A 13,052-nucleotide genomic window follows, 5' to 3' on the forward strand; every position below is an offset into this window, starting at 1 on the left:
GTGTGAATCTTGAACAACTGGAATATTTGGTCGAAGTAGCAAGAACCGGTTCCATCTCAACCTCTGCGCAAAATCTTCACGTATCTCAATCTGCCATCAGCAAATCGATTCTTCGCTTAGAGCAAGATTTAGGAGTAAACTTGTTTACTCGCTCGCGAACGGGGGCCATTCCTACGTCTGTAGGGAAGCAATTGGTCAGCAAAGCTGAAGAAATATTGGATAAGCTTCAAGAATTTAGAGATATCGTTGTGGACCACAGTACAAATGCCGATCAAACCATCAAATTGGCCACGGTACCTATGTTTCTGGTTATTTTGTCCCAATCTCTGGAATTATTGATGAATGATAACCAACATGCTCAAATTGATATCACTGAAAAAAGTTCCAAAGAAATCATTCATGATGTTAGACAACATTTGATTGATTTCGGCTTTATGGTTCTCAATAATGAACTTAAGAATGATAAAGAATTGGATTATAAAGTATTAATGGAAGCCAAAACGTATGTATGCGTCAACAAAAATTCCCCGTTAGCCGGAAAAGCTTTTTTGACTCCCGAGGAAGTGGTCGACGAAAGAATAGTGATTTACAACGGAAGCATCAAAGAATGGTTCAGTTATTACTTTAAAAATAACGATTCGTTCAAGTACTCGATTATTACCAATAATATTGAAACGATCAAAGGAAGCATCGCCAAAGGCTCCGCCATCAGCTTTTTATCTGAGCTCACGATCCAAAATCATGAGTTCTTAACGTCCGGTGATATTGTTGCCATTCCATTATTGCTGCAAGGCATGCAAATAAAAATGCAGATCGCATGGGTGAAATTAAAAAAGAACAAGTTCTCCGCAGCTTCCAAACCATTGTTAAAACATATCAAACACCAAATTGACAGCCTTTCTAATCAAGAAGAGGAAACTGCCATCCATCACCTTCGCTAAACATAAAAAAACCAAAACCTATCATACCAAGGTAGTATTATCCCCTTTAAGTAGACACTCGAAAAAAACCGTCATGTTATCATGAGGAACGAGTGAATACTTGGGGGGATTTCTTTATGGCTAAAAAGGGACAGATATTTCAGACCTATACAGAAGAATTTAAGGTGGCGGCGGTTAAAGCTTATTTAGAGGGATCTTCTAGTTACAAGATGATCGCAGAGCAAATGAAGATACGTAATTGTTCCCAGTTAAAGGTGTGGGTAAAGAAGTGGAAAAACGGAGTTAAGTTTGATGAGCGTAAGGGTGTGACCAACCCACTAAAAGGACGTCCTCGGACAAGCTTCGCCAGCATAGAACAAGAGCGAGATTACCTCAAAGCGCAGGTAGACTACTTAAAAAAGCGGTATCCAAATCTGGTAAAGGAGGCCAACTCGAGCAGCAAGATCACTACCAGCTAATCGAAGAATTACGTAGTGTACATGGTGTTACCCGTCTCTTGCATATCGCGAATATACCTAGAGCCAGCCATTACAAATGGCGTACAACCCGTGCCTTATGCTTAGAAAAACAAGATCAGGATCAGGAGCTAAAGGAGCATATGATGGTCATTCACGCGAGCCATCCCTATTTCGGATACCCTCGCATGATGAACGCCTTATGGGAGGCTGGATACTGTGTTAACCACAAGAAAGTATGGCGACTGATGAGGGAACTATCCATACAGTCCGTAATTCGGAAGAAACGACAACGCTTCAGCTACAAGCCTTCCGTCATCTATCCGAACCGACTGCAGCGTCAGTTCCATGCGATAGGTCCTCAGCAGAAGTTAGTCACCGACATCACCTATATCTCAGATGGTACGCGTTTCTATTACCTGTCCGCCATTCAGGACTTGTTTAACAATGAGATTGTAGCCTGGGAATTATCTGAGCGCAACGATGTGCAACTCGTGCTGGATACGATCGAGAAGTGGACAAGAAAAAGAGACGTTGGTGGGGCCGTGCTCCATTCGGACCAGGGCTTCCAGTACACGTCTCAAGCGTACAACAAACGATTAGAAGCACTCAGCGTCAAAGGCAGCCACTCTCGCAAAGCAACCTGCCTGGATAACGCATGCATCGAATCCTTCTTCTCGCATCTCAAAACAGAGAAGTTGTATCTCCACCAGTTTAAGTCAGAAGCAGAAATACATCAAGCCATTGAAGATTATATTTACTTCTATAACTATCAGCGATTTCAAGCAAAACTTAAACAGCGCGTGCCGATTGAGTATCGGCACGCGCTGGCGGCATAGCTTTTTTCTTATGTCTACTTGACAGGGGTATGATCAAGGTTTTGGTTTTTTTATGTTTCGCATCTAACTGACGACAGTTTTAACCCGCTCCGCCGGTTCCAGTACGCCCGTTTCCAAGCATACTTGAACGGACAAAACTTTGACTCCGGTGTCAAAACGGACATGTATGCGTTCATCGCCCATTTTAATGATTTCTCCCTGACCAAAAACACGATGCCCGACAATGCCGCCCAACTTTAGCTCCTCCATATTCCGGATGGCCTTCGGATGGAGAGGCTTGGAGGATGCTTCTTTAGACAGTTGCGGCTGCCCTGGCTTGGGAGGCTCTACTATGCTGCGAACATTCGAAACAAATGGGGACTCTTTTACCTTTTCGCCATCCCGTTCTTTGTACGTGATCAGCTCCAGGTCCATTTTCGCCCGTGTCATTCCTACATAAAACAGCCGGACGGCCTCCTCCATAAGCTCCGGCTGGCCGGAACGATGTTTTTCCACATCTTCAGTAGAGGGAATAATGCCGTCGATGAGGTCAATCATATACACCCGCTTAAACTCCAAGCCCTTAGCGCTGTGAAGAGTTGAAAAGGTTACCGCATTGTGGTCTTTATTGAACTTTGACGTTTTCATTACCGATTCCAAATACTTTAGACGCTTCGCAAAATCCTCCATCGTTTCCAGGCTGTCCGCGATCTCTTCAAGCGTGTTCAGAATCCCGATCAAGTATTCCTTCCTGAACCCCAGACGCTCGCTCAGCTTGTCAATGGCCTTCTCGTAGCCCAATTTCCCTCGAATCGTTCGTATCGCATCCAGCGGCGGAATTCCCTTCATTTGCTGAAGGGTCTTTTTGCACTCCTGCAGCTGTTTACGCTGATACTCCTTAAGCTCGACATAATTCAGCAAATTATCAAAGACGGATTCGTTATTGATGATTTGCTTTAGAGCGGCCATTTGCTGTCTGGTAATATATCCGTTGATCTTAGTGTGAATCTCTTCCAAAATGTCCGCACGCTTGTCCGTAAAGGTCATCCGCATGAAGTTCAAAATGTCCTTTACTACCCAATGGGAAAAAAATCGAATATCGGCGTCCTTCATGTAAAAAGGAATGCCCGCCCGGTCAAATTCGTTCATCAAAGTAATGGAAGAAGAATTGTTCCGGTACAGCACCGCCACATCTCGAAGGCTCTCCACCTTTTGAATATCCTGAACCAAGTGCTTAGCTTGGTATTGGTAATCGGCCAAGCTCTTTATTTTAATCGGCTGTTGTGACGGATTCCGGGTAAACATGTTTTTGTCGTACCGGCTTTTGTTCCGTTTAATAAATTGATTGGCCGCACTTACAATGTCTTTGGACGACCTGTAGTTCTGCTCCATGAACAAAGTAACGGCTTTCGGATATGCTTGCTTGAAATTCAGCAAATACGAAGGCTCCGCACCTCTCCAGCTGTAGATGGATTGATCGTCGTCGGCTACGACACAAAGATTTCCATGCTCACGGACCAGCTTTTCTATGATGGCGTGCTGCACCAGAGATGTGTCCTGACTTTCATCCGTTAGCACATAATCATACCGCTGCTGGTATTTGCGTAACAGTACCTTGTCCCGCTCCAAAATCTCATTTCCCATGGTTAACATATCATCGTAATCGACCAACAGCTTGTTCGAACCCAACTGTTTAAAAGTCTCATATTCCCGCAAAATCCGATCCGCTTCCTTTACATCACACTTCACGAGCGGCCATTCTTCCATGGGGATCATTTTGTTTTTGATGTAGCTTATGTACGTAGTCAGTTCGTCCATTTGGTCATCCGTGATGTTTTCACCAACGATGGTTTTGAACAAATGTCTGATAATAAGCTTCTTATGTAAAGGCGGGTTCTCCGAATCAAAGTCGACCTCCTCCCCTAAATCGAGATCGCCTTCAATGATTTGATAAACGGTTCCCGTCTTGCGAAAATGCTCCCGAACGACCTCGAAGGCCAGACTGTGAATCGTAGAGAAATCGACAGGGGGAAGGTCAGGAAAAAACCGTGCGAACCGCTCTTTCATATCCGCTGCCGAAGCGCGGCTGAAGGTAACCGCCTTGATCCGCGAAGGAGCAACTCCCTTCTCCTCAATGAGATACCCGATTCTCATAATGATCGTGGTGGTCTTCCCCGAGCCCGGAGATGCCAAAAGCAGCAAGGCCCCTTCGGTTTGAAGAACCGCCTGCTTCTGTACATGATTTAAAGAAACGCCGTTTTCTTTGTGCTTTCGACTGAAAAACTCTGTACTTGCTTCCATACCGAATTCCCTCTCCAATGATCTTCTATGCTATTATAGCACCTCCGTCAATTCCGGTTCTCCCTTTTAACGGAAAAAAGGATTGGAAACCGGTCATGAATCCATCGACCCGTTTCCAATCCCGGCTGAAATTTTATATCAGCAACGCTCTCCATCGATCATGCGCTTTAATACGGCTGGATAATCGGTAATGATACCCGATACCCCGCAATCCAGCATCCCGCGCATCGCAGGCTCCTGGTTGACCGTCCACACCAGCACACGCTTGCCATCCCCGCAAATCGCTTTGACATCGTCCTTGTCCACCATACCGTGATACAGCGACACCGAGTACACATCCAATCCGAAGTCATGGATGAGACGCACCGGGTGCAGCGGCTTGAAGTCATAAACGAGACTGATACGGACCTCCGGCGCTTTCTGCTTGATCCGGTACAGCAGCTTGTGATCATAGGAGGAGAACAGCACGGAATCCAGCCGTCCGTTCTCGCGAAGCAGCCGCAGCACCGCATCTTCTATCCTTCCGCCATAGCTCATCTTGAGCTCGATGTTTAAGCCGATCTCAGCCGGTACAAGCTCCAGCACCTCCTGCAGCAGCGGGATTCGTTCGCCTGCATAAGCCGGGTCAAACATGCAGCCGGCATCCGCCTGCCGGATTTCCTCCAGCGTCAGCTCCCCGATGGCTCCGCTGCGGTTCGTCGTACGGTTGAGTGTCCCATCGTGACAGACGACGACATGACCATCGTACGTCAAATGAATATCCAGCTCGATGAGATGGCATTTCTGATCTATGGCCTTTCGGAATGAAGCCAACGTATTCTCCGGCGCTTCACCCATGGCTCCCCGGTGCGCTATGACCCACGGAATGTTGAGATTCCAATTCATGCGAATCATCCTTTCGTATATAGTCCCATCCTGCGGTTACTTCAATCCGGAATGCATAAAGCTTTCGACAAACTGACGCTGGAAGACGAAAAAGGCAAGCAGCAATGGCAGGATGACGAGCAGCGTCGCTGCCGTTACTGTCCCCCACTGCGCTCCCGTCTCGAACGATTGCGCGAATATGGCCATGCCTACGGTCAGCGGCCGGGTTTCCACCGAATCGGTTACGATCAGCGGCCACATGAAATTACTCCAGTGCGTACTGATGGAGATGAGTCCGAATGCGACATACGTCGGCTTGGCCGCTGGCAAATAGACATGCCACAGCGTTTGCCACCACTTGGCTCCGTCCACCCTTGACGCATCGTCCAAATCGAGAGGAATTTGCTTGAAGGTCTGCCGCAGCAAAAACACTCCGAACGAGGAAGCCCAGTAGGGCAGCATGATGGCCAGCTTGTTGTCGATCAACCCGAGGTCCTTCATGGTCGAATAATTCGGGAAGATCAGAATGTCCGGCGGAATCATAATCTGCGTCAAAAACAGGATAAATACGAAGCCCCGGCCTATAAAATTCAATCTTGCAAAGGCGTAAGCCGCCAGCGTGGCTGTCATCAGCTGCACCGCCAAAATGCCGATCACGATCTGAATCGTGTTCCAGTAGTATTGAAGGAACGGAATGGTCGTCCACGCCGAAGCATAATTGGCCCATGTCGCTTGTCCGACGGCAAACGGATTGCTTCTCGTAATGACTTCGCTTGAAGGTGTAAATGAGGTAACCACGGTCCATACCAGCGGAACAAGAAAGGCCGCTCCTAACAAAACGATGATGGATCGGTTGATGGCCCGTACCATAATGACCCGGCTCCTTTCTTGTTCTAGTAATGAATCCGCTTGTCCAGATAAGCGTAGTTGAATATGGAAACGGCAAGAAGAATAAGAAGCAGTATGACCGTAAGAACAGAAGCCTTGCCCATATCCCAATAGCTGAACGCTGTTTCGTAAATATGGTACAGCAGAAGATTGCTCGCGTTATTGGGACCTCCCTTGGTCATGATGTACAAATGGTCCACCAGTTTAAAAGAATTTGCTGTGGCAATGACCATGACGAACAGCGTGGTCGGCATCAAGAGCGGGTAAGTAATTTGGCGAAACGTTTGGAAGGGGCTCGCCCCTTCCATTTCCGCAGCTTCATATACCTCCTTCGGCAGGTTCTGCAAGCCGGCCAAATAAAAGATCATGAAAAACCCGGCTTCCTTCCAGATCAGCATTAGGATCATCGATGTCATGACCCAATCCGGATCACCCAGCCAATTTTGGCCCTGCAGTCCGAATATGCCCAAAAACTTATCCAGCAGACCGTATTCCGGCGTATAAATAAACAGCCAGATGTTGGCGATCGCAATCATCGGAATGAAGGTCGGATAAAAAAAGGCGGCGCGCAGCAGGCTTGTTCCCTTCAGCTTATTGTTGACCCATACCGCCAAATAAAGAGCAAGCAGAATACTTACCGGCACGGTGCCGACCGCGAGCAGCACATTGTTTGTGATCGACTTGATAAAGACCTCATCCTGCAATACCTGCGCATATTGTTCAAAGCCTACAAACCTTTTTTCGGACAGATTCGAGCTGTAAAAGCTCAAATAAACCGATTTGATCATGGGATAGAATGTAAACAGTCCAAGAAATACAAGGGAGGGGAGCAGCAGCACATAGGCGAAGCCGTTCTCTCTCCAATTCATGTTTCGTAGTGCCTTCAGCCCACGTTGGCCCACTTGAATCCCCCTTTTCTATGCGGACGATAAGCTGTGTCTACTTGAAGCTTTTCAAGATGGCATCCGCCTGCTGCTGAGACTTATCCAGCGCTTCTTTTGGTGTCATTTTGTTGAGCAGTACGGCTTGAATATTGTCGTTAAACAGCTTGGTCACTTGTCCGTTTTGAAACGTCGACAGCTCACTGTCCGCATACTGCAGCTGATCCCGGGCCACAGCCGCCTGAGGGAAATCTTTAATATAATTTTTCAGCAAATCGGTTTCGTAGGACGCTTTGGTCGTTCCGACATATCCCGTATCGACCGACCATTGGGCCACCCGCTCCGGCTGCGTCAAGAACTCAATGAATTTCACCGCCGCTTTCTTGCGTTCTTCAGGAATGTTTTTGAATACGTACAGGTTACCTCCTCCCGTTGGAGACCCATAATTTTTGTTGGCCGGCAGGAAAGCTACGCCAAATTTGAATTTGGCATCGGTCTTTACCTTGGTCAGGTTCCCTGTCGTATGGTACATCATGGCGGTTTTGCCGCTGATGAAATCAGACGGTACCGTCGCCCATTCCAGAATGCCTTCAGGCATGACTTTGTCCTTGCGTCCCAGGTCAGTGTAGAACTGCAGAGCTTCCTGCACCTCCGGTTTGTTGAAATAAACGGCTTTGCCGTCGTTAGACATGATATTCGTTCCGGATTGCAGCGACATGGCCTGCAGCATCCAGTACTGATAGCCGGTGCTCGGAATTTCAATGCCCCACTGCGTTACATTGCCGGATGCATCTTTTTTGGTCAGCTTGGCGGCGGCCTCTCTCAGCTCGTTCCAGTTGGCAGGCGGCTTTTCCGGATCGAGCCCCGCTTGCTGAAACAGATCCTTGTTGTAGTACATTACAATGGTGCTGCGCTGGAAGGGAACGCTCCATACGGTATCTCCCGATTTGGTATTGCCCATAAACGCTTCATAGAAGCCGTTAAAATATTCCTTGGAAAAACGCGGGGTTAAGTCTTCTATAGCGTTCATTGAAAGCAGGCTGTACAAGTCCGTTGACAAAAGTACGGCGATATCGGGTGAATTGCCGCCCTGTACGGCAGTTGCGACTTTGGTCATCGTATCCTGATAGCTTCCGCCGTATACCGGCTTCACGGTGATATTCGGGTTTTCCTTGTGAAAATCTGCGGCTAAGTTATCGATCAGCTTCGTAATCGGACCGCCGACGGCTACCGGAAAATAAAACTGCAATTCTACCGGTTTATTAGCGTCTGCCTGGGCTGTACTTGAGCCCGGGTTCTGGCCTTGTGCGGCAGGTTTTACCTCTTGTCCCTGACCACACGCCGATAAGACTAACGTCGTCGCCAACACTGGCAATAGCATCTTTTTCATTCATATATTCCTCCCTAATGTCTTTTCTATCTTAATCCTTCCATGGTCGAAGGTTACTGCCGTGACCGTCGTGCTTTGTAAGAGATCCTAATTCTTACTGAAGATTTCGCTAAGCGAGGCGAGAACGTAATCCGGCTCAATCCCCGTTAACAAAATATCTTTGCGGGAATCCGCTCCTGTCAGAACAAGCGCCGTGTGCATGCCGTGGGCATTGCCAAAGCGGATGTCGGTTTCCATCCGGTCGCCTACCATCAGGCATTGCTCAGGGGCGATATCGAGCTTCTGAAACGCTTTTTCCGCATAATAAGCTGAAGGCTTCCCGATCACTTTCAACGTCTGCTGCAGGCTTGCCGTCTCCAGCGCCTTCACCAACGACCAGGTGTCGGGTATCGCCCCATCGTCCATCGGACAGAAGGGGTCCGGATTGGCCGCAATAAGCAGTGCCCCGTTGCGCAGAGCCTTCATGCCTTGGGTTAGCCGGTCATATGTAAACTGCCTATCCAATCCGACCAGTACATGCGTAGCACTCAACGCTTCCTCGGTCGTCTTCACACTACAACGCTCCAGCTCCAGCTTCATAGCCTGTTCGCCGATCATCAGCACCCTGGCACCGGGTTCGTACTCCTGAAAATACATGGCGGCGGCACACGACGCTGTCATAATCTCATCCTCGCTGCAAGCGACGCCAAGCTGCTCCAGACGCTTCCGCACCTCTTCTACCGTGCGTATGGTCGTATTCGTTACGAACAGCAGTGATTTGTTTTGTTCGCGGAGCCTATTCAGCGTGGACAGCACACCCGGGAGTATTGTATTACCGGAATACACGGTGCCGTCCAGATCAAACAAATAGCCCTGGAATTGACTCAAACCCATGGGACGTTTTTTATACTGCCCTTTGTCCTTTGCGTCTTCCCCTATGCAGGATTCGTGCTTACCTTGGTAATGTGTCCCTGGTCCCGTCACCGCCCTACCTCTTTCCCATAAAAAATAACCCTTGTTCGAAAATGCAAAAAAAGCGTCATCGAACTATCCCATGGATGCCCGGCTTTTTGCATTTTACTGAACAAGGGTTTTCTCCTCATCTCAACCCATAGCAACCAGTAAAAATGTTCTATAAGGTATATCATAAGGCCCTTTTGTTAAGAGACCATAAACGCAATGTATAGATTTTGTAAATCCTTTCCACGGTTATTGGCATCTACCACATGGACGGATCGCCACTGGAAATATAGTCTGCACCACTTTCCAGGGCTTCGATAACCTCTTCCTCATGGCGGATCAGGCCCCCTACAATCAGCGGCTGCCCGATTGTGCTTTTCAGCTCTCGAATGACCCTCGGCATCAACCCGGGCATCAACTCGACCTCATTGGGTCGCGTGCTGTTTATCATTCGAATAGCCGTATGAACGGCCGCGGTATCAATGGCAAAGATGCGCTGAATGCTTTGGATACCGGCCTGTCTGGCTGCAGCCACCGCATTGGATTTCGTGGTTACGATACCGTCCACCTGAAATTGCTTGGCCAAGTATTCCACCGTGTGCGAATCCCTGCCTAAGCCCGAAACCATTTCCAAATGGACATAGACCTGCTTACCCCTATCATGAATTTGCTGAATGATCGCTTCCAAATTACCGATATGTCCTGCCATCAGATTCACACGCTTGACGCTGCTGTTTAATACGGCGGGAATTTGCTCCTCTTTTGTAACCGAAGCGATGATCGGATATTCATTCATAAAAGTCCACCTCCCACATTTGCTTGTTACCACTATACCCCTGAATTGTTTGCTGAGTGTTAAGCCTCCTCAACGAAGCAGACTCCCTCAGGAGTGAGATCCAGCAGTACCAGCCGTGTTCATGCATTTAGGCATGAGGGTGTAAAAGCCGGCCCTATTTCGTGGCTGGTCATGCTCAACCATTTAACCTATAATGTGAAGTAAGAGACGAAGAACGTCCCGTTTTCACTCCTGCGAGTGGAACGGGGCGTTTTCTATTTTTCTGAAAGGATGAGCGCCACGACTTTTGAAGAAGCACACGCCTTATTTATCCAGCGGCATCTGGCAAGCAGGACAGGGGAACGTCGAGGCCGTTTAGAGAGGGGTCATCATCACGCCGAATCTCTGTTTCTAAGGAACGTTTGGTGGCCGAATCTAGGAAGCTTCCAAGACCTTCATCCAGAATACGAAGTACTCGATTGGCGGGGTAGATCGTACTTTGCCGATTTGGCCTGGCTGCCGGGATATGTAAAGATTTTATTTGAAATCAAAGGCTTCTCCTCACACGTACGGAACATGGACAGGCAAAAGTACTGCAATGAGTTGAACCGGGAAACCTTTCTGCACGCGATGGGATACCACGTCATTTCCTTTGCTTACGACGACGTGGAACAGCATCCCGAACTGTGCATCACCATGCTGCGCATGGTCATGAGCAGATATCAGCCCGGACCTGCGCCGGTCTCCCGCGCGCTGCTTGCCGAGAAAGAGATCATCCGCCTCGCCATTCAGCAGGCCCAACCGATTCGGCCGAAAGATGTGGAGCGGCATTTTGACATCGACCACAAAACAGCGGTATTGATGCTGCAAAAACTGTGTGCCAAAGGCTGGCTGCTGCCGTCTTACCGTGGCGAAGGCAAAAGGATCGTCCGGTACGAATTGGCTCGCGGGGTACTGAATTATTTTAATTAACGGGAAAACGTCCATCTAATTACTGCTTTTCCTGCTATCTGCAATTACATAACAGGAAAACCACCTTTTAGTTCAATCCATTTTTGTTATTGTTTAAAACAAAAGACATTATAGATGGATGTTTTCCAGTCAAGTTCATTTCTCACGATGACGTAGTCTAACTTACTGGAGGAATTCCCTTTAGTTAATTCATTTCATATGAATTCATTGCATCGTGGGGGGCAGCCCCTTCAGTAGTCCCTTCAGTAGAACAAATCTACATCGGACACGTCTCAGACTTCCGGCTCATAGATTTTTTACGCTGTCCGCCACGGTGATGGCTTAAGGTCTTTTCACACATCATTTTTATTTTCATGAAAAACGAAGATAAACAGAGGAAATCGTTGAAATAGTAAGATCAAGTGCCATGACATTCGCTTTCATCGGTTTCCAATGGAAATGATTGCCGTTTTCATAGAGGAATATCGACTTTGTCAAATGTTTCCGAAGGGATGATAATAAAGCTATAAATCAAGAGGAGGTTATTCAAATGTTAAAAAAATTAGTGAGTGCTTTTAATAAGGTGATCGAGGCTCTGGAAGTCAAAGAAGACAAAACCAATTCCATTTACAATAAGTACCGCAGCCGGATGTACGAGTAAGAGCTCTAAAGATTTTATCATCGGCAGGACAATCACGACAATTAAAGAGTTTTAAAGGGTGATTAGATGAAGCTGAAGCATGGGATAAGGCCCTGTTCTCTCCGAAACCGGATAGAATAGGGTCTTTTTGCATGGATGGAATCATTTAGAAATTTTGGGTTTACTAGAAGGAGGTGATAGTGGTAGTGTAATAGATAAATCTTGTATTATCGTTTAGGCAATGAGGAGGAGAATGACATCAAGATCAAAGGCATCATCATGGTTCTGTGCGCTGCGGTCTGCTGGGCGTTATCCGGAATCGCGGCCCAGCTGTTTTTTCAGCATTTTGAAGCGACACCCGGCATACTCGTTTCGATTCGTTTGCTGTCGGCCGGTATCCTCATGATCCTAATGCAAGGACTGTTCCAAGGACCTAAAAACGCTTTTTCCGTGTGGTCGCATCCAAGGGATCGGATTACCTTGCTGATATTTGGTTTAATAGGGATGTTAGGTGTGCAGTACACGTTTTTTGCCGCGATTCACCACGGAAATGCGGCTACAGCCACCCTGCTGCAGTATTTGGGACCGATCTTCATCATCCTTTATGTTTCCCTGCAGTTCAGACGGATGCCCGGCAGCAGGGAGCTTATTGCTTTCCTCTTAGCACTGGCCGGTATTTTTTTCATGACGACAGGCGGCTCTGTCGATTCGTTAACGATTACAATGGAAGCGCTTATATGGGGAATCGTCTCCGCCATAGCCGCTGCTTTTTATACCTTATACCCTGCAAAGCTGCTGAAAGTCTGGGGACCGGTTTCCGTCGTCGGCTGGAGTATGATCATCGGGGGCATCGGACTAAGTGTTTTTCATCCGCCATGGCTGTTCGATTGGAGCCAAGGATCCCTGCTTTTGTATTCTTTGCTTGCGTTTATTGTCATTGTGGGAACCATTACCCCATTCTATTTGTTTCTGGACAGCCTACGGTTTGTTACGCCGGCCCAGGCCAGCATCCTCGGCAGCGCCGAGCCGTTAACCGCCGTCCTGATCACCACCGTATTTTTACATACGCCCATGGATGTGATTCAGCTCTTCGGCAGCCTGTGCATCATCATATCCGTCCTGGTTTTAGCACTGCGTTCGGCCCGCAAGGAGTCCTCTGCCGACCATCAATCGACCGCGTTATGATCAAATCGTATCCTAAGTCAAACC

The 13,052-nt window shown here is 47.8% G+C and carries 11 protein-coding genes and 1 pseudogene; 5 read left to right on the forward strand and 7 right to left on the reverse strand.

What is annotated here, in order from left to right; translation table 11 throughout:
* The first annotated feature begins 2 nt into the window (after nt 1-2).
* The 3 genes and pseudogenes from ACZYR9_RS10945 to ACZYR9_RS10955 all read left to right on the forward strand — a co-directional run.
* The gene (locus ACZYR9_RS10945) at nt 3-941 is read left to right on the forward strand and encodes a LysR family transcriptional regulator (RefSeq protein WP_488978518.1); all 939 of its coding nucleotides are present in this window, start codon (nt 3-5) and stop codon (nt 939-941) included.
* A 116-nt stretch (nt 942-1,057) separates the two neighbouring features.
* Nucleotides 1,058-1,399, forward strand: a complete 342-nt coding sequence (locus ACZYR9_RS10950; protein WP_488978519.1) for a transposase — start codon at nt 1,058-1,060, stop codon at nt 1,397-1,399.
* Nucleotides 1,333-2,235: pseudogene (locus ACZYR9_RS10955) on the forward strand (IS3 family transposase); the annotation flags it as partial. The gene ACZYR9_RS10950 and the pseudogene ACZYR9_RS10955, both read left to right, overlap by 67 nt.
* Before the next feature lie 63 nt (nt 2,236-2,298).
* On the opposite strand, the gene ACZYR9_RS10960 reads toward ACZYR9_RS10955, so the two are convergent.
* The 7 genes from ACZYR9_RS10960 to ACZYR9_RS10990 all read right to left on the reverse strand — a co-directional run bounded on the left by ACZYR9_RS10960 (nt 2,299) and on the right by ACZYR9_RS10990 (nt 10,273).
* Nucleotides 2,299-4,515 (reverse strand): ATP-dependent helicase, encoded by a 2,217-nt coding sequence (locus ACZYR9_RS10960; protein WP_488978520.1) that lies wholly within the window; start codon nt 4,513-4,515, stop codon nt 2,299-2,301.
* 138 nt (nt 4,516-4,653) lie between these two features.
* Nucleotides 4,654-5,400: a glycerophosphodiester phosphodiesterase gene (locus tag ACZYR9_RS10965; RefSeq protein ID WP_488978521.1), complete on the reverse strand. Its 747-nt coding sequence runs from the start codon at nt 5,398-5,400 to the stop codon at nt 4,654-4,656.
* Between the two features lie 36 nt (nt 5,401-5,436).
* Nucleotides 5,437-6,249, reverse strand: coding sequence for a carbohydrate ABC transporter permease (locus ACZYR9_RS10970; RefSeq protein WP_488978522.1), 813 nt, complete (start codon nt 6,247-6,249; stop codon nt 5,437-5,439).
* Nucleotides 6,250-6,272: 23 nt separating this feature from the next.
* The gene (locus ACZYR9_RS10975; protein ID WP_488978575.1) at nt 6,273-7,136 is read right to left on the reverse strand and encodes a carbohydrate ABC transporter permease; all 864 of its coding nucleotides are present in this window, start codon (nt 7,134-7,136) and stop codon (nt 6,273-6,275) included.
* Between the two features lie 70 nt (nt 7,137-7,206).
* Nucleotides 7,207-8,538, reverse strand: coding sequence for an ABC transporter substrate-binding protein (locus tag ACZYR9_RS10980; protein ID WP_488978523.1), 1,332 nt, complete (start codon nt 8,536-8,538; stop codon nt 7,207-7,209).
* Between the two features lie 87 nt (nt 8,539-8,625).
* Entirely contained in the window at nt 8,626-9,501 is an 876-nt protein-coding gene (locus ACZYR9_RS10985; protein WP_488978524.1) for an HAD-IIA family hydrolase, read from the reverse strand.
* Nucleotides 9,502-9,736: 235 nt separating this feature from the next.
* Complete coding sequence (locus tag ACZYR9_RS10990; RefSeq protein ID WP_488978525.1) at nt 9,737-10,273, reverse strand: glycerol-3-phosphate responsive antiterminator; 537 nt, start codon at nt 10,271-10,273, stop codon at nt 9,737-9,739.
* A 270-nt stretch (nt 10,274-10,543) separates the two neighbouring features.
* On the opposite strand from ACZYR9_RS10990, the gene ACZYR9_RS10995 reads away from it, so the two are divergent.
* Nucleotides 10,544-11,224, forward strand: coding sequence for a hypothetical protein (locus tag ACZYR9_RS10995; protein WP_488978526.1), 681 nt, complete (start codon nt 10,544-10,546; stop codon nt 11,222-11,224).
* An 841-nt stretch (nt 11,225-12,065) separates the two neighbouring features.
* Nucleotides 12,066-13,028, forward strand: a complete 963-nt coding sequence (locus ACZYR9_RS11000) for a DMT family transporter (protein WP_488978527.1) — start codon at nt 12,066-12,068, stop codon at nt 13,026-13,028.
* The last annotated feature ends 24 nt before the right edge of the window (nt 13,029-13,052 follow it).

This window comes from Paenibacillus sp. F024 (assembly GCF_057814255.1).

Coding starts and splice junctions, on each gene's coding strand:
- ACZYR9_RS10980 (WP_488978523.1), bottom strand. CDS start 8,538: ATGAAAAAGATGCTATTGCCAGTGTTGGCGACGACGTTAGTCTTATCG.
- ACZYR9_RS10965 (WP_488978521.1), bottom strand. CDS start 5,400: ATGAATTGGAATCTCAACATTCCGTGGGTCATAGCGCACCGGGGAGCC.
- ACZYR9_RS10960 (WP_488978520.1), bottom strand. CDS start 4,515: ATGGAAGCAAGTACAGAGTTTTTCAGTCGAAAGCACAAAGAAAACGGC.
- ACZYR9_RS10950 (WP_488978519.1), top strand. CDS start 1,058: ATGGCTAAAAAGGGACAGATATTTCAGACCTATACAGAAGAATTTAAG.
- ACZYR9_RS10975 (WP_488978575.1), bottom strand. CDS start 7,136: ATGAATTGGAGAGAGAACGGCTTCGCCTATGTGCTGCTGCTCCCCTCC.
- ACZYR9_RS10995 (WP_488978526.1), top strand. CDS start 10,544: ATGAGCGCCACGACTTTTGAAGAAGCACACGCCTTATTTATCCAGCGG.
- ACZYR9_RS10990 (WP_488978525.1), bottom strand. CDS start 10,273: ATGAATGAATATCCGATCATCGCTTCGGTTACAAAAGAGGAGCAAATT.
- ACZYR9_RS10970 (WP_488978522.1), bottom strand. CDS start 6,249: ATGGTACGGGCCATCAACCGATCCATCATCGTTTTGTTAGGAGCGGCC.